The 15,584-nt window shown below is 72.7% G+C and carries 14 protein-coding genes and 2 pseudogenes; 7 read left to right on the plus strand and 9 right to left on the minus strand.

The features are described from left to right. Window positions 1–239 precede the first annotated feature (239 nt). Window positions 240–857: a TetR/AcrR family transcriptional regulator gene (locus ACIGJO_RS33805; RefSeq protein WP_399964901.1), complete on the plus strand. Its 618-nt coding sequence runs from the start codon at window positions 240–242 to the stop codon at window positions 855–857. A gap of 82 nt (window positions 858–939) precedes the next feature. Here the strand turns inward: ACIGJO_RS33805 and ACIGJO_RS33810 are convergent, their stop codons facing one another. Then, window positions 940–2,178, minus strand: a complete 1,239-nt coding sequence (locus ACIGJO_RS33810; RefSeq protein ID WP_399964875.1) for an RNA polymerase sigma factor — start codon at window positions 2,176–2,178, stop codon at window positions 940–942. Next, a complete protein-coding gene (locus tag ACIGJO_RS33815; RefSeq protein ID WP_399964877.1) occupies window positions 2,175–2,546 on the minus strand; it encodes a YciI family protein in 372 nt (123 codons plus the stop codon). Before ACIGJO_RS33815 ends, ACIGJO_RS33810 begins: the two co-directional genes overlap by 4 nt. Before the next feature lie 276 nt (window positions 2,547–2,822). Between ACIGJO_RS33815 and ACIGJO_RS33820 the strand changes: the two genes are divergently transcribed. Next, complete coding sequence (locus ACIGJO_RS33820; protein WP_399964879.1) at window positions 2,823–4,316, plus strand: MFS transporter; 1,494 nt, start codon at window positions 2,823–2,825, stop codon at window positions 4,314–4,316. Window positions 4,317–4,334: 18 nt separating this feature from the next. Here the strand turns inward: ACIGJO_RS33820 and ACIGJO_RS33825 are convergent, their stop codons facing one another. Together ACIGJO_RS33825 and ACIGJO_RS33830 are read right to left on the minus strand one after the other, a co-directional pair. After that, entirely contained in the window at window positions 4,335–5,330 is a 996-nt protein-coding gene (locus ACIGJO_RS33825) for a MaoC/PaaZ C-terminal domain-containing protein (protein ID WP_399964903.1), read from the minus strand. Between the two features lie 5 nt (window positions 5,331–5,335). After that, window positions 5,336–6,655: a 3-oxoacyl-ACP reductase gene (locus tag ACIGJO_RS33830; RefSeq protein ID WP_399964880.1), complete on the minus strand. Its 1,320-nt coding sequence runs from the start codon at window positions 6,653–6,655 to the stop codon at window positions 5,336–5,338. A 109-nt stretch (window positions 6,656–6,764) separates the two neighbouring features. On the opposite strand from ACIGJO_RS33830, the pseudogene ACIGJO_RS33835 reads away from it, so the two are divergent. The 4 genes and pseudogenes from ACIGJO_RS33835 to ACIGJO_RS33850 all read left to right on the plus strand — a co-directional run. Next, window positions 6,765–7,301, plus strand: a pseudogene (locus ACIGJO_RS33835) (beta-ketoacyl synthase N-terminal-like domain-containing protein); the annotation flags it as partial. A 32-nt stretch (window positions 7,302–7,333) separates the two neighbouring features. Then, window positions 7,334–7,426: a hypothetical protein gene (locus ACIGJO_RS33840; protein ID WP_399964905.1), complete on the plus strand. Its 93-nt coding sequence runs from the start codon at window positions 7,334–7,336 to the stop codon at window positions 7,424–7,426. A gap of 217 nt (window positions 7,427–7,643) precedes the next feature. After that, a complete protein-coding gene (locus tag ACIGJO_RS33845) occupies window positions 7,644–9,548 on the plus strand; it encodes an AMP-dependent synthetase/ligase (RefSeq protein ID WP_399964882.1) in 1,905 nt (634 codons plus the stop codon). Window positions 9,549–9,813: 265 nt separating this feature from the next. After that, entirely contained in the window at window positions 9,814–10,647 is an 834-nt protein-coding gene (locus ACIGJO_RS33850) for a M23 family metallopeptidase (protein ID WP_399964884.1), read from the plus strand. A 298-nt stretch (window positions 10,648–10,945) separates the two neighbouring features. Here ACIGJO_RS33850 and ACIGJO_RS33855 read toward each other — a convergent pair whose 3' ends face one another. The 4 genes from ACIGJO_RS33855 to ACIGJO_RS33870 form a co-directional block, all read right to left on the minus strand. Beyond that, the gene (locus tag ACIGJO_RS33855; RefSeq protein WP_399964886.1) at window positions 10,946–12,157 is read right to left on the minus strand and encodes a GDSL-type esterase/lipase family protein; all 1,212 of its coding nucleotides are present in this window, start codon (window positions 12,155–12,157) and stop codon (window positions 10,946–10,948) included. 90 nt (window positions 12,158–12,247) lie between these two features. Beyond that, window positions 12,248–12,820 (minus strand): TetR/AcrR family transcriptional regulator, encoded by a 573-nt coding sequence (locus ACIGJO_RS33860; RefSeq protein ID WP_399964888.1) that lies wholly within the window; start codon window positions 12,818–12,820, stop codon window positions 12,248–12,250. A gap of 169 nt (window positions 12,821–12,989) precedes the next feature. Further along, window positions 12,990–13,868 (minus strand): alpha/beta fold hydrolase, encoded by an 879-nt coding sequence (locus ACIGJO_RS33865; protein ID WP_399964891.1) that lies wholly within the window; start codon window positions 13,866–13,868, stop codon window positions 12,990–12,992. 81 nt (window positions 13,869–13,949) lie between these two features. Beyond that, window positions 13,950–14,825, minus strand: coding sequence for a maleylpyruvate isomerase family mycothiol-dependent enzyme (locus tag ACIGJO_RS33870; protein ID WP_399964893.1), 876 nt, complete (start codon window positions 14,823–14,825; stop codon window positions 13,950–13,952). A 102-nt stretch (window positions 14,826–14,927) separates the two neighbouring features. On the opposite strand from ACIGJO_RS33870, the gene ACIGJO_RS33875 reads away from it, so the two are divergent. Next, complete coding sequence (locus tag ACIGJO_RS33875; protein WP_399964895.1) at window positions 14,928–15,437, plus strand: GNAT family N-acetyltransferase; 510 nt, start codon at window positions 14,928–14,930, stop codon at window positions 15,435–15,437. Between the two features lie 55 nt (window positions 15,438–15,492). Here the strand turns inward: ACIGJO_RS33875 and ACIGJO_RS33880 are convergent. Beyond that, window positions 15,493–15,584, minus strand: a pseudogene (locus ACIGJO_RS33880) (DUF4232 domain-containing protein); the annotation flags it as partial.

The following is a 15,584-nucleotide window of genomic DNA, read 5'->3' on the forward strand; positions in this document are numbered from 1 at the left end:
GGACCCGGTGTCAGACCTCGGGTGTACGGGTTCCCCGGGATGTCCCTGGGCACTGCTGCGGAGGGAGGAGTCGAAATCCGGCCGCCGGGGACCCGGACGGCCGGGCGGACCCCGTTGCGTACGGACGGGGGCGGACTCCGTTCCGTACGACGGGGGCGGGGGCCGCGCCGTACTCTTACCGAGGAGTAGGGCAGCGGGGCGGGAGGAAGTCGGACGTGGGTGCTGTGAAGAGCAAACGGATGCCGCGCGCCGTGCGTGAGCAGCAGATGATGGACGCCGCGGTGCGGATCTTCGGGCAGCGCGGATACCGGGCCGCCTCGATGGACGAGATCGCGGAGCAGGCCGGTGTGTCCAAGCCGCTGGTCTACCTGTATCTGAATTCCAAGGAGGACCTCTTCACCGCGTGCATCAGACGCGAGGCGAAGGCGCTGGTCGACGCGGTGCGGGCGGGTACGGAGCCGGGGCTGGCGGCAGACCGTCAACTGTGGTCGGGGCTGCGGGCGTTCTTCACCCACACCGCGGAGAACCCGGACGGCTGGTCGGTGCTGAACCGTCAGGCGCGCACGCACGGGGAGCCGTTCGCCACCGAGGTCGCCGTGATGCGCGGCGAGATCGTTGCGTTCGTGACGGGTCTGATCGGGGCGGCGGCCCGCGAGGCGCACCACGATCCGGCGCTCCCCGACCGGGATGTGGCGGGGCTCGCGCAGGCCCTCGTGGGTGCCGCGGAGGCGCTCGCCGGATGGGCGAACGACACCCCGGGAGTCTCGGCGAAGGAGGCCGCGGCGACCCTGATGAACTTCTCCTGGGCGGGCCTGGAGAACCTGATGAACGGCAGCCCCTGGCAGCCGCCGTCGTAGCCCGTCGGAGGCGAGGCGCCCCGCCGTTCGCGGCCCGCCTGCCGCCTGCGGCCCCCGCCGCCCGGCTGCGGCTCGCGGCGTCCTACGCGGTCGGCCTCCGCGGTGGAACACGGGGCCTCACCCGGCCGGCCCGGGACTCCAGGTAGCGCCGCTCGGCGATGCTGGCGGTGGCCCTCGCGGCGCGCCGGTAGTGCTCGTACGCCCCGGCCGTGTCGCCGGTCTTCTCCAGCAGATGCGCCCGTACGGACAGCAGCCGGTGATGCCCGGCCAGCCGCGCGTCGCCGTCCAGCGTGGACAGCAGCGCCAGCCCGGCCGCCGGGCCCTCGGTCTCGGCCAGCGCGATGGCCCGGTTGAGAGTGACCACCGGGTTGGGCGCGATCCGTTCCAGGATCAGATAGAGGGCGTGCACCTGCGGCCAGTCGGTCTCCTGCGCCGTGGCCGCGTCCGCGTGCGTGGCGGCGATGGCGGCCTGCAACTGGTAGGGCCCCAGCGCCGGGACGGCCAGCGACGTCTTGACCAGCGCTGTGCCCTCGTCGATCAGCGCGCGGTCCCACTTCGTACGGTCCTGCTCGTCCAGCGGCACCAGGTCGCCCGCCTCCGTCGTACGGGCCTCCCGGCGGGCGTGCGTCAGCAGCATCAGCGCGAGCAGTCCGGTCACCTCGCCGTCCTCGGGCAGCTGCGCCCGCACCGTCCGGGTCAGCCGGATCGCCTCGCGTGCGAGGCCGGCGCGGTGCAGCTCGCTGCCGGAGGAGGCCGTGTAGCCCTCGTTGAAGATCAGGTAGAGCACATGCAGGACGACCCGCAGCCGCTCCTCGCGCTCCTCGCCTTCCGGCAGGCGGAAGGAGCTCCCGGCGGCCTTCACGCGCTGCTTGGCCCGGCTGATCCTGGCCCCCATCGTGGCCTCCGGCACCAGGAACGCGTGGGCGATCTCGGCGGTGGTCAGACCGCCGACCGCCCGCAGCGTGAGGGCGGTCTGGGAGGCCGGGGTCAGCGTCGGATGGCAGCACAGGAACAGCAGGACGAGTGTGTCGTCGGTGTCCGGCACGTCCTCGGGCACCACCTCGGCGGCCGTCGCCGTCTCCCGCTCGCGGCGCGCGTGGTCGCTGCGCATCTGGTCGATGAGCCGCCGGGACGCGACCGTCACCAGCCAGCCGCGCGGATTGTCCGGCACCCCCTCGGCCGGCCACTGGACCGCGGCGGCGAGGACGGCCTCCTGCACGGCGTCCTCGCATCCCTCGAACCGGCCGTGCCGGCGTACCAAGGTGCCGAGGACCTGCGGCGTGAGTTCACGCAGCAGGTCCTCGATGACGGCTGCTCTCATGCCTCCAATTGTCCGTCGGCGAACATCACCTGGCGCACCTCGACACCGAGCCCGTCGACCGCGGTGTCCGGGATCCGTGCCGCCAGCTCGATCGCCCGTTCCTTGTTCTCGCAGTCGATCAGGTAGAAGCCGCCGAGATACTCCTTGGACTCCAGGAACGGTCCGTCGGTCACCACCGGCTGGCCGTTGCGCACGGACACCACGGCGGCCTGGGACGGGTCGACCAGCGCCTGGGTGGTGATCAGCTCGCCGGACCTCTTCAGCGCCTCGATGAACGTGCCGTGGCCCTCGCCGATCGCCGCCTTCTCCTCGTCGGTCAGCGCGTCCAGCACGGCCGGATTGATGTGCATGCTGATCAGGAACTTCATCGCGTACTCCTCGTACTTGTGCTCGTGCTCGTACTCGTGTTTCGCGGGCCCGGAGGGGTCCTTCGACCGTTGGTCGGAGCCGCTGCCCTCGTCTTGACATCCCCGGGCGGGATTCGCACGGGTTTCTTCTTCCGCCGCGACCCGGTGATCCCGGTGATCCCGGTGATCCCGGTGATCCCGGTGATCCCGGCGATCCCGGCGATGTCAAGAAGCGTCGCGCCGCTCCGACCGACCGGTGACACATCGAGCGAGCCGACAGAACAGGGAGTTTCGAAGATGCGGGTCAACCGGGCGTGGCTGGGGCTGATCGTCCTCATGCTGCCGACCTTCCTCGTCGCGATGGATGTGACGGCGTTGCTGCTCGCGCTTCCGCGGCTGAGCGCCGATCTGGGGGCCGACAGCGTCCAGCAGCTCTGGATCAGTGACAGCTACGGCCTCATGGTGGCCGGTCTGGTCATCACGATGGGGACGCTCGGCGACCGGATCGGCCGCCGACGCCTGCTGATGGCCGGCGGAGCGGCGTTCGGGGTGCTGTCGGTCGTGGCCGCCCTCGCGACCGACCCCTTGACACTGATCATCGCGCGGGCGCTGCTGGGCGTCGCCGGGGCGACCCTGGTGCCGTCCACCCTCGCCCTGATCACCAGCATGTTCCGCGACGAGCGGGAGCGCGGGCGCGCCATCGCGATCTGGGCGACCTGCCAGTTCACCGGGGGCGCGCTCGGACCCGTACTCGCCGGATTCCTGCTCCAGTACTTCTGGTGGGGGTCGGTGTTCCTGGTCGCCGTTCCGGCGATGGCGCTGCTGCTGCTCGCCGGGCCGGCCCTGCTGCCGGAGTTCCGCGGCGACAGGGCCGGCCGGGTGGACCTGGCGAGCGTGGGGCTGTCGCTCGCGGCGGTGCTGCTGATGGTCCACGGCATCAAGCAGCTGGCCGTGGAGGGGGTGACCGCTGTGCCCGCCGTGGCCCTTGTGACCGGTGCGGCCGTCGGATTCCTGTTCGTGCGCAGGCAACTGCGGCTGGAGACACCGTTGTTGGACCTGCGGCTCCTGCGCAATCGCCCGTTCACGGCCGTCCTGGTGGCGCTTGCCTTCGCCGGTATGGCCATGGCCGGTACGGGCCTTGTGGTGACCCAGTACCTCCAGGGCGTGCTGGGTTTCTCGCCGGTCGAGTCGGCCGTGCTGTTCGCGCCGATGGGCCTGGGGGTGGCGGCCGGCACCATGGCCGCTCCGCTGCTGGGCCGGTGGATGAGGACGACGACCGCGATGGCCGGCGGGCTGGCGGGGTCGGCGCTGGGCAGTCTGCTGCTGGCCGGTGCCGGGGGTGCGCACCCCCTGCCGCTGGTGATGACCGGTATCGCTGTACTGGCACTGGGCACCGGCCCGCTGTTCGCGCTGGGCACCGGGCTGATCGTCGGGTCCGTACCGCCGGAGCGCGCGGGGTCGGCGGCCTCGATGTCGGAGACCAGCAGCTACTTCGGCGGCTCGCTGGGTCTCGCGCTGCTCGGTGTGGTGGCCGCGGTGGTCTACCGCGGCAGGATGGACGGCACGTCCGACTCACTGGCCGACGCGGTGGCCGCGGCCCGGGACCTGCCCGCGGACCGGGGCGCGGAACTGCTGCACGACGCGCGGGAGGCGTTCACCGCCTCGCTGCACGTCGGCGGCGTCGTCTCCGCGGCCGTCTTCGCCGGGCTCGCCGTGCTGGTCCTGGCCATGCGCCCGGCCGCGCGGCCCGCGCCGGCAGCACGGCCCGAGTACGTGGAGACGCGCTCGTAGGACTCGTTCTCCGAGCCTTCAGGCATCCCTGGTGATCGTCCCCGTGAGGTGGAGGCGCCCACCGCCGTCCCGCAGTTCGAAGGCGCCGCCCGCCGCGTCGGCGGCGTACGTCACGGTGGCGGGCAGCAGGACGGGGGCCCTGAAGCCGGCCCGCACGTGCCGGATCCGCTCGGGCTCCCCGGCCTCGGCGAGACACCGGGCCACCGTCCACATGCCGTGCGCGATGGCCCGGGGGAAGCCGAACAGCCGGGCCGTGAGCGGATACAGATGGATCGGGTTGCGGTCGCCGGAGGCGGCGCCGTACCGGCGTCCGAGGTCCCCGGGCAGCCGCCACTCGGCGACCGGGGGAAGGCCGCCGGTGGCCGGCGGAGAGGGACGGACGGCCGGGCTCCGGCCTCCCCCTCCCGCACCGGCTCCGGCAGCGGCCCCGTCCCTGGCACCGGCTTCCGCGTCCGTCCCCGTGGCCGCCTCCGCATCCGTCCCCGGGCCCGCTTGCGTATCCGCGTCCGTCCCCGCGCCGGGCGCGGTCGCGTGCCGTGACAGATAGCCGCTGCGCGACTCCCACACCAGCGTGCCGGCGACCCGCGCCTCCGTCGCCATCGTGACCTCGGTGCCCCTGCGGTGGGGCGCCAACTCTGCCGCGTACACCGTGAGTTCAAGTGGTTCATCGATGTACGCCGTCCGGTGACGGGTGATCTCGATCCAGGTGTGGACGAGCCCGACGACGGGCAGCGGGAACGCCCGGCCGGTCATCAGCCGCATGGCGAGCGGAAAGGCGAGGACATGCGGGTACGTGAGCGGCGGCGGGTGGCCGGTGGCCTCCCGGCCGCTCCCGGCGGTGCTGCCCGGCCCGGTGAAGCCGCAGATCCTGCGGTACGTGGCGAGAGGTCCGGGCGCGACGGGGGCGGCCGGGAGGGTGAGCCGGACGGCGGGCAGCGTGGCGCCGTCCCGTCCGGCCCGCTTGAACGGGGAGGTGACGGCCCCGCGTACCAGGGAGGCGCTCAGGCTCGGCATCGGCGTCACGCCCCCAGCAGGCTCTGGCCGCAGACGCGCAGGACCTGGCCGTTGACGGCGCTGGACGCGGGCTGGGCGTACCAGGCCGTCGCCTCGGCGACGTCGGCCGGAAGGCCGCCCTGCGCGAGGGAGTTCATCCGGCGGCCCGCCTCGCGGATGAACAGCGGCACGGCGGCGGTCATCTTCGTCTCGATGAAACCGGGGGCGACGGCGTTGACCGTGATGCCGTGCTCGGCGGCGGCGCGTGGCGCCAGCGAGCGGACCAGGCCGATGATGCCCGCCTTGGCGGCCGCGTAGTTGGTCTGGCCGTTGTTGCCCGCGATGCCCGCGATCGAGGCGGTGGCGACGATCCGGCCGCCGCGGTTGACCGTGCCCGCCTCCAGGAGTGCGTCCGTCGTGCGCAGCACGCTGTCCAGGTTGACCTCGATGACCGATGCCCAGCGGTCGGCCGGCATGTTGGCGAGGCGGCGGTCGCGGGTGATGCCCGCGTTGTGGACGAGGACGTCGAGCCCGCCGGGGGCCGCGGCGGCGATGCGTTCGGCGGCGTCGGGTGCGGTGATGTCCAGCGGGAGGGCGGTGGCGCCGAGCCGGTCGCAGATGCGGACCAGTTCGTCCTGGGCCCGGGGGACGTCCAGGCAGATGACCCGGGCACCGTCGCGGGCCAGTACGGACGCGACCGAGGCGCCGATGCCCCGGGCGGCGCCGGTGACCAGGGCGGTGCGGCCGGACAGCGGCGCGGCCCAGTCGGCCACCGGGCCGGGGGCGGCCGCGGTCAGCTCGATGACCTGGCCGCTGACGTACGCCGACTTGGGGGAGAGCAGGAAGCGGAGCGTGGACTCGGCGGAGGCCACCGCCTCCGGGACGACGCGCAGGAGCTGAACGGTGGAGCCCCGGCCGATCTCCTTGCCCAGGGAGCGGACGAATCCCTCCAACGCCTGCTGGGCCGCCGCCCGGTGGTGGTCGTCGGGGGAGGGGGCCGTACCGAGAACGACGACACGGCCGCAGGGCGCGAGGGAGCGGACGACGGGGTGCAGGGCGGCGTGCACATCGCCGAGCCCGGCGGCGGAGGCCACTCCCGTCGCGTCCAGCACGATGGCGGCGGGCCGCTCGGCACGGTCGACGGTCTTCGGCCCGGTCGCGCCGAGCAGCGCCCGGAGCTCGTCCGTGATCGCGGACCTTCCGGCGGTGAGGTGCAGGAGGGGGCCGTCGAGGCCCGGTGTCTCCAGGGTCCAGCGGCGCAGCGGGGCGGGCTGCGGCAGGCCGAGCCTGCGGGCCAGGAAACGGCCGGGTGCTGTGCCGGTGAAGTGCAGATAGCGGTCGGCCATTGTCCGGACTCCCTGCTCGGTCGTAGATTTACTCTTGAGTAAGGTTACTCAAGAGTCAGGAGTAGGTCGAGATGAACCGTCCGGGACCGACCGGCACGAGGTGGTCGCGATGACCGCACGTATCCCTCTCGCACTCCCGCGGACGCGCCGGGTCGCGGTCATCGGTGGCAGCCGCATCCCGTTCGCACGCTCCGACGGCCCGTACGCCGAGGCCTCCAACCAGGACATGCTCACCGCCGCCCTCGACGGGCTGATCGAGCGGTACGGCCTGGCGGGGGAACGGGTCGGCGAGTTTGTCGCGGGCGCCGTCCTCAAACACAGCCGGGACTTCAACCTGGCCCGCGAGACCGTGCTCGGCTCGGCCCTGGACCCGCGCACGCCCGCGTACGACATCCAACAGGCCTGCGGAACCGGCCTCCAGGCGGTGATCTCCGCCGCCAGCAAGATCGCGCTCGGTGCCGTCGACTCCGCGATCGCGGGCGGCGCGGACACCACCAGCGACGCGCCCCTCGGGGTCAACGACCAGCTGCGCCGGCTCCTGCTCGCGGCCCGCCGCGCCAGGAGCACGGGCGGCAGGATCAAGGCACTCGTCGGCGTACGCCCCCGGCACCTCGTCCCCTCGCCACCGGGCACCCGTTCGCCGCGACGGGAGCCAGGATCGTCGCGACCCTGGCCACGCTGCTCGCGGAGCGGGACGCGCCGGGCCGAGGGCTGATCTCGATCTGCGCGGCGGGCGGCCAGGGGGTGACGGCGATACTCGAACGCGCCTGAGCGTCGAGGGGCGCCGTGCGCCTGGGCGGTGAGGGGCGCCGCGCGCCCGAGCGTCGGGGGACGCCGCGCGCCCCGCCTTTCCTTTCCGCTTCCCCTTCCGTTTCCCGCCCTTCCGTTTCCCCCGCTCCCTCCGTTTCCCCCCTCCGCTTCCCTTCCTGAAGATGCCGGACGGACGACCCGGCGACCGACCCGCCCGACCCCAGTTGAGGAGCCGCACGTGTCCACGCCACCCGCCACACCCACCGCCCCGGTCCTGGTCGAGCCCACGAGGACCAGGGCGGCCGACGGAACGGTACGAGAGGTATCCGTACCGGCCTTCGCACCGCGCGTGCTGCGCGGTTCGCTCGCCGAGATCCCCTTCGACAACGCCCGCGAGGCACCCGCCGACGCCGTCCTCAGCCGGAAGCGGAAGGACGGCGGCTGGCAGGACGTGACGGCCGCCGAGTTCGCCGAAGAGGTGCGGTCGGTCGCCAAGGGCCTGATGGCGGAGGGGCTCCGGGCCGGGGACCGGATCGCGATCATGGCCCGTACGACCTATGAGTGGACGCTGCTCGACTTCGCGTCCTGGGCCGCCGGGCTGGTCACCGTACCCATCTATCCGACCTCGTCGGCCTTCCAGGCGCGCTGGATCCTCCAGGACTCGGGGGCGGTCGCGTGCGCCGTGGAGTCGAAGGAGCAGGCCCGGCTGATCAGCCAGGAGCGCAAGCAGCTCGGCGGTCTGGCCCATCTGTGGCAGATCGACACCGGGGTGGTCGGCCGGCTCAAGACGCTCGGCAGGGACATCCCCGACGAGGCGGTCGCCGCCCGCCGGGCCACGCTGGAACCGGACAGTCCCGCCACCCTCATCTACACCTCGGGCACCACGGGCCGCCCGAAGGGCTGTGTCCTGACCCACGGAAACTTCTTCGCCGAGGTCGACAACGCGATCGCGCTGCTGCATCCGGTGTTCACGTCGGTGTCCGCGTACCCGGCGTCCACCCTGCTGTTCCTCCCGCTCTCCCATGTCTTCGGCCGGATGGTGGCGATCGGCTGCATGCGCGCCCGGGTCCGTCTCGGGCATGCCCCGTCCATCCGGACGGAGGACCTGCTCGCCGACCTCGCGGGCTTCAGGCCGTCGTTCCTGCTGGCCATCCCGTACGTCCTGGAGAAGGTCTACAACACGGGCCGGGCCACCGCCGAGAAGATGGGCCGGGCCTCGTCCTTCGACCGGGCGGCCCGGATCGCCCGGCGTTACGGGGAGGCGGTCGAGGCCGCCGAACACGGCAGGGGACCGGGGCCCGGCCTCGGCCTGCGGGCGGCCCGCGGGATCTACGACCCGCTGGTCTACCGCCGTATCCGCGCGGCGCTCGGCGGCCATGTCCGGTACGTGATCTGCGGCGGCTCCCCGCTGGGGCACCGGCTCGCGGCGTTCTACGCGGGCGCGGGCATCGAGATCTTCGAGGGCTACGGTCTCACCGAGACCACCGCCGCCCACACGGTGACCCCGCCCCTCAAGCCCCGCCTCGGCACGGTCGGCTGGCCGCTTCCGGGGGCCTCGGTACGGATCGCGGACGACGGCGAGATCCTGCTGCGCGGCGGCCAGGTGTTCCAGGGCTACTGGGACGCCGAGCGCGGCGGTCCGGTCCCCGCGCTCGACGGCGACTGGTTCGCCACGGGTGACCTGGGCGCGCTCGACGAGGACGGCTACCTGACGATCACCGGCCGCAAGAAGGACATCATCATCACGTCCGGCGGCAAGAACGTCGCTCCGGCCCCCCTGGAGGACTGGCTGCGCGCCCACCCGCTGGTCAGCCAGTGCATGGTGGTCGGCGACAACCGCTCCTTCATCACGGCCCTGATCACCCTGGAGCCGGACGGCCTCCAGCACTGGCGCCAGATGCGCAAGAAGCAGGACGTGCCGATGCGGGACCTGGTGCACGACGAGGAACTGCGGGCCACCCTGCAACGCGCGGTCGACGAAGCCAACCGCCTGGTCTCGCGCGCCGAGTCGATCCGTAGGTTCACGGTCCTGCCGGGCGACTTCACGGAGGAGGGCGGCCACCTGACCCCGTCCCTGAAGCTGAAACGGGACGCGGTCGCACGGGACTTCGCGGCAGAGATCGAGGAGCTGTACCGGAAGTAGCGGCCGGAACGCCGCTCCCGCGCGTACGGGGACGGCCTGTAGGGCCCCACCGGGGGCGGCGGTGACAGGCCGTCGTCCCCGCGCCCGCTGCGCCCGCTGCGCCCGCGGCCTGCGCCCTCTGCGCCCGCGCCCTGTGGCCGGGGTTTCGGTGGCGCGGAAGTTGCGGCACTCTGGAGTCCGTTCAACTCGCGTAGATCCCACGGCACTTCGTACCACGCACCCGCCCCCCCCACTGCTCGGTTGCCGACCGGAGGATTCCTCACCCATGCGCTCGATCCGCATCAGCCTGCTCGGTCTGCTGTCGCTCCTCGCGGGCCTGCTCACCGTCACGGCCACCGCCACCCCCGCGGCCGCCGCACCCAACTTCAAGGCCCCGTACCCCTGCGGCCAGCAATGGACCTACAGCCACCACTCCGCCGAGGTCAGACAGGCCCTCGACTTCGTGCGTACGGACGGCGGCTCCACGGCCGGGTCGCCCGTCCTGGCCTCCTCGGGCGGTACGGCGTACCGCTACTCCCAGCCGAGCGGCGCGGGCAACTACATCGCCATCGACCACGGGGGCGGCTGGCAGACGTACTACTTCCACCTCGCCTCGTTCTCCGTGGCCGATGGTGCCCAGGTCGCTCAGGGGCAGCAGATCGGGGTGACCGGCTCCACGGGCAACAGCTCGGGTGCCCACATCCACTACGAGCAGCTCCACAACGGCGTCGGGCAGAGCATCGCGATCAACGGCCAGTCGCTCGCCCCCTACCCCGGCTCTTACTACAGCAAGTACCTGACCAGCGACAACGGTTGTGGCGGCAGCGGTGGTGGGAAGTACTGGGTCGACACCTTCGCCAACGCCGAGGGGTATGCCGCCGCCAACACGGGCGACGCCCAGGGCGTGCTGAACGCGGGGACGAACTACGTCTACTGCAAGGTCTGGGGAGCCCAGGTCGGCTCGGGCAGCAGCTTCAACCACTGGTGGCTGCGGACGGACCTGGACACGGTGTACGCGGGGAAGAACGGCCGCAACGCGTACGTGTCCGCGTACTACCTCTCCCGCTGGGGCAACGACGAGGCCCGTGACAACAACGGCGCCGTGATCCCGGACTGCTGACGCCGCGTGCTGTCCGTCGGTCCGCCCCTCTCCGCCGGGAGGGGGCGGACCGTATCGGGGGTTCGGCCCGCACGCGCGGCGGTACCGGCCGGACCGCGGGCCGTGGCGTGCTGACACCGCCAGGAACGCCGGGCACGGTCTCGGCACCGTCGCCGCCGATCGGTACCTGTGAAGAGACCATCGCGTTCGCCCTCTGGCGATACGCCATGGCCCTCTTCGCCGTCGCGCCACCGGAAATCTGCCGCGAGGAGGAGCGGGCCCCGCCGCTCCGGCCGACGCCCCTCTTGGGGCACTCCCGCTAGTGCCCTTCCCCGCAGTCCTGCGGACCCGCGCTCCCATCGGCGAAGGGGCCCTCGGCGCCGAAGGCCAGCCGGGCGAAGCGCTTGCCGATACGGAGGTGGGCGGCGGCGTCCGGGTGGAGCCCGTCGGGCAGGGGCAGTTCGGCGTAGTCGGCGGCACCGTAGAGGTCGCGGCCGTCGAGGTAGTACAGGTGCGGGTCCTCCGCCGCCCGCTGCTCCACGATCCTGGCCAGCTCGTCCCTGATGACGTTCAGGGTGAGCTTCCCGGCAGCCGTCTCCGCCGGGTCGCCCGTGGCGCGGAAACTCATCCTCCCGGCGCTCAGGGCGGAGAGGTCCGGCATGCTGGGGCCCGGGGTGTCCTCGTGGATCGGGCACAGGAGGGGCGAGACGACGAGCAGCGGTGCGGCCGGGTGGCCGTCGCGGATGGTGTCGAGGAACCCGTGCACGGCGGGGCCGAACGCGCGCAGGCGCATCACATCGGTGTTCACCAGGTTGATCCCGAGCTTGACGCTGATCAGGTCGGCAGGGGTGTCGCGCATCGCGCGGGCGGTGAACGGGTCGAGCAGGGCGCTGCCGCCCAGGCCCAGGTTGATCAGATCCACGCCGCCGAGCGAGGCGCCGAGCGCCGGCCACGTGGTGGTGGGACTCGCGGCGTCGGAACCATGGCTGATCGAACTGCCGTGGTGCAGCCACACCTTGCGGCCCGACGCGGGCGCGGGCTCGACGGGGGAGTCCGTGCGCAGGGCGACGAGCTCGGTGGTCTCGTTGTGGGGCAGCCAGATCTCGACGTCCTTGTCCACGGCGGGCAGCCCGTCGAAGCGGAGAGTGCCGACCGGACCGGGCTGCTGCTCGGCGGTCCCCGCCATCATGTCGATGGTGAGGGTGTTGCCGCCGGTCACAGCGGCCCGGCCGGTGAGGCGGCCGTCGACGAGCAGGTCGTACACACCGTCCGGACGGGGCGGCGCCCCCACGTAGACCCGCTTGGTGGGCAGTGCGTCCAGCTCGACGACGGTGGCCCGGGTACGGAAGACCAGGCGTACGCCGGAGGGCTGGGACTCGGCCATGGCGAGCTGCCCGTCGGCGTACTGCGCACGCGCGCGGGCGGGCAGCCGGTGCGGCAGCAGGCCGTGCGCGGTGCGCTCCAGGTCGAGAACGCCGCGCACGAGGTCAGCGGTGAGGGGGGTGGTGGTCCAGTTGTGCTCGGTGCTCATGTCTCAGCCTTGATCACGGGGTCCGAATCGTTCAGGGGCGTGGCGCGCGGTCGTGGCGCGCGATCATGCCGGGGTCGCGCACGGCAGTGATCACTTGGCGGGCCCGTTCCGCAGCAGTGCGTCGAGGCGGTCCACGATCCAGACCCAGGACTCCTGGGAGTCGGGAGCGCTGTGGCTGAAGCCCCCGGCCAGCTCCAGGCTGACGTAACCGTGGAAGACGCTGCCCAGCATCCGCACGGCGTGCGTCCGGTCCGGCTCCGTCAGGTCGTAGCCGCGCAGGATCGCCCGCATCATCTCGGCGTGCCTGACCCCGGCGCTCGCCGCCGCCGTCTCCGGATCGAGCCGGAACCGCGCTGCGGCGTAGCGTCCCGGGTGCTCCCGGGCGTAGTCGCGGTAGACGTTCGCGAAGGCCGCTAGGGCGTCCTTGCCCGCCCGTCCGGCCAGGGCGGCCGCGCCCCGGTCGGCGAGCTCGGCCAGTGCGAGCAAGGCGATCCTGGTCCTGAGGTCCTGGGAGTTCTTCAGGTGCGAGTAGAGACTCGCGACCTTGACGTCGAACTGCCTGGCCAGTGCCGAGAGGGTCACCTGGTCGAATCCGGCCTCGTCGGCCAGCTCCGCCCCCGCCAGCACGAGACGTTCCGTGGTCAGTCCCGCGCGTGGTGACATGCCTGCTCCTTCATCCTTGCCTTAAGTCATCATGCATCCACCTAATGCTTATAGGCAACTGGGCTCGGGGCAGGCAGGCAGGCAGGGCATGGCGGGGGGTGCGCGGGGGGTGCACAGGGCGGGGGCGTGCTGGACGGGTGTGCCGAGGTGGTCGAGGCGCGCGCCGTGGCTAACGGCCGGCAGCGGCCCTGCCGATGAGCGAGGCCAGGATCTCCTCGGAGTGCGTCCACAGCAGTGCGCCGCCGATCCCCGGTACGACACGGCGATGGGCGCCGGGGATGCGGCCGGCGAGGAACTCCCCGTTGTCGGGGGAGTGGCTGGTGTCCAGCTCTCCGTACCAGATGTCGACCGGAACACCGATCTCCGCGAGGGCGAACGGCCAGCGCCCCATGGCCAGGACCGTATCGCGGGCGTAGCCGGCCGACCCCTGGGTGAAGCCCTCTTCCAGGGCCCGGCGGTAGGCGGCCGCGAAGTCGGGCTCCCGGAACACGGCGAGGTCGCACTCCGGACTCCCGCCCATCACCATGCCCCACATCGCGTCGGCGCCGAATCCGGCGAAGAACTCCTCGGTACCGGCCGGATCGGACGCGGCCCGCTCGACGATTCCGAGCAGGTCCGGCGGCAGGGCGCTCGCGAACTCCGGGGCCGCGACCTCGTCCGCGCCGGACACGACGGCCAGCGCGGAGACGACACCGGCCTCGGCGCAGGCGAGGGCGAAGGGCGCACCCTGCGAGTTCCCGATCACGGGCGGGCGCCCCAGCCCGCGCAGCTCGGCGAACCGGCCGATGTCGTCGGCGAAGCCGGAGAACGTGCGGCCGGGTACGGGGGTGGAGGCGCCGAGCCCCGGACGGTCCACGGAGACGAGGCGCACCCCGAGTGCCTCGGCGGCGCCCGGGTCGACACCGAGCCATCTGCTGGTGGCGGCCCCGGGACACAGCAGTACGGGCGCGCCTTCGGGCGACCCCCACTCGGACCACCCGAGCGACCGCCCGTCGGGCAGCCGTGCCTCACCGAGCCTGGCGGGACCTTCGCTGTACGTGTTCTTCATGATCGCCATTGTGGTGGTGCACACGGGGCATTGCATGACATTTTTCCGTGTGTGGGGGAACCTGTCAGTGCGGGGGACCTCTCACTCCCGGAGCCAGAAGCCCGACCGCTCCACCCACAGGTCCAGCAACCCCGCGTCGCCGTCGACCTCGATGCCCGAGTCGCTGGGCGTACGCCGTCGGTACAGGAGCAGAAGGAGGTCGCTCATCGTGGCGCGTACGGTGACGGCGGCGCGCGGGTCGTCACGCTCGCCCGCGCGCGTGCTGAGACTCCCGCCCTCGCGCTCGACAGCGCGCCCGCCCTCGCGCTCGGCGTCCGCCCGACGGGAGAGGACCCTGTCTCCCGTGAGGTCGACCAGCCACTCCACTGCCGCTCCCGGCGCCGCGCCGACCCCGTGGAAGCGGAGCGTGCGGCCGGGGCCGAGCAGCGGCGGGACTCCCGGCCGGGGCGCGGCGACCTCCGGAACGGTGCCGAACCCCATCCACTCGTCGATGCCGTCGACGGCGATGTCCTCGTCGACCGCGAACTCCGCCCCGGCCGTCCGGTACGCGTCCGCGCGGTGCACCACCGCCTCGTACAGCATGCGGCGCGCCCAGAAGAGGGTGCTGCCGCCGGGTCCGGGGGTCCACACCCGTGCCGTGGGACCGGCGGTACGCAAGGCGTCCACCAGCAGCGCGGCCCCCTCGGCGAGCCAGGCGTCCATCGCTGCGGGCTCGGCGTCCGCGTAGCCGGAGACGTCGTTGACCAGGTCCTCCGGTACGGGGGCGGTGGCCCGGGTCCGTACGACGGTCGCGGCCCAGTGGTGCGTACCGCCGACGTGCCGCAGCAACTGTCCGAGGGTCCAGCCGGGGCAGGCGGCGACGGGGGCCGCCATGTCCGCCCCTTCGGCAACCGACCTCAACAGATCGGTCTGTACGCGGAGTTCGTCGCAGTATCGGTCGTAGCCCGGCGCAGCCACGCGGTCGGCGTAGAGCCCCTTCGCGGACCCGTCCCGGAGGGGTGCCGGCCTCGCGGGAAAATTGATTCGTGGCCCCCCTGCTCGACTCGTAGCCTGGCCCGCATGATCAATCTGGGAATTATCGACAAAGCCGGGCGAAACATTGCGCTGGGCGAGGTGAACGACGCCAATTGGCGCGCGGTCGCGGATGTCGCCCCGTTGGATGGCCAGCGCGGATACGTTCCCGCGCTGGCGGCCCGCTATCTGCTGCTGTCGATGTACGAGCAGGACTGGAACTCCTTGGCCGTCCAGGCCGATGAAGCGGTGGTGGGGCACATCATGTGGGCCCGTGACGAGGACGGCTCGTACTGGATCGGCGGCATGGTGATCGATGGCGCCGAGCAGGGCAGGGGGGCGGGCCGCGCCGCTGTGCGGACCCTCATGGGTTGGCTGGCCGAGCGGGGTGACTGCCGGGAACTCCGCCTGTCGTACGACCCGGACAACGCCGTGGCCGAGGGGCTGTACTCCTCACTGGGGTTCCGGCCGACGCCGGACCGTGAGGGGGACGAGACGGTCGCGGTCCTGCCCGCGCAGGCGGCTCTGGCCACTGCGGTCGGGCGGGAGACCGGCTGATTCACCGGCGTGATGTGCCGGGCGGGTGTTCCGGGTCGGGTGCGGGGCAGGTGGGTCAGCCGCCCTGTCCGGCGCTGCCCATGGGGCCGACGGTGACGGGGGAGCCGGTGCCGTCGGTGACGGGGAGGGTGGCGGCGCCGGGCCAGT

The organism is Streptomyces sp. NPDC079020 (genome assembly GCF_044542225.1).
Taxonomy (GTDB): Bacteria; Actinomycetota; Actinomycetes; order Streptomycetales; family Streptomycetaceae; genus Streptomyces.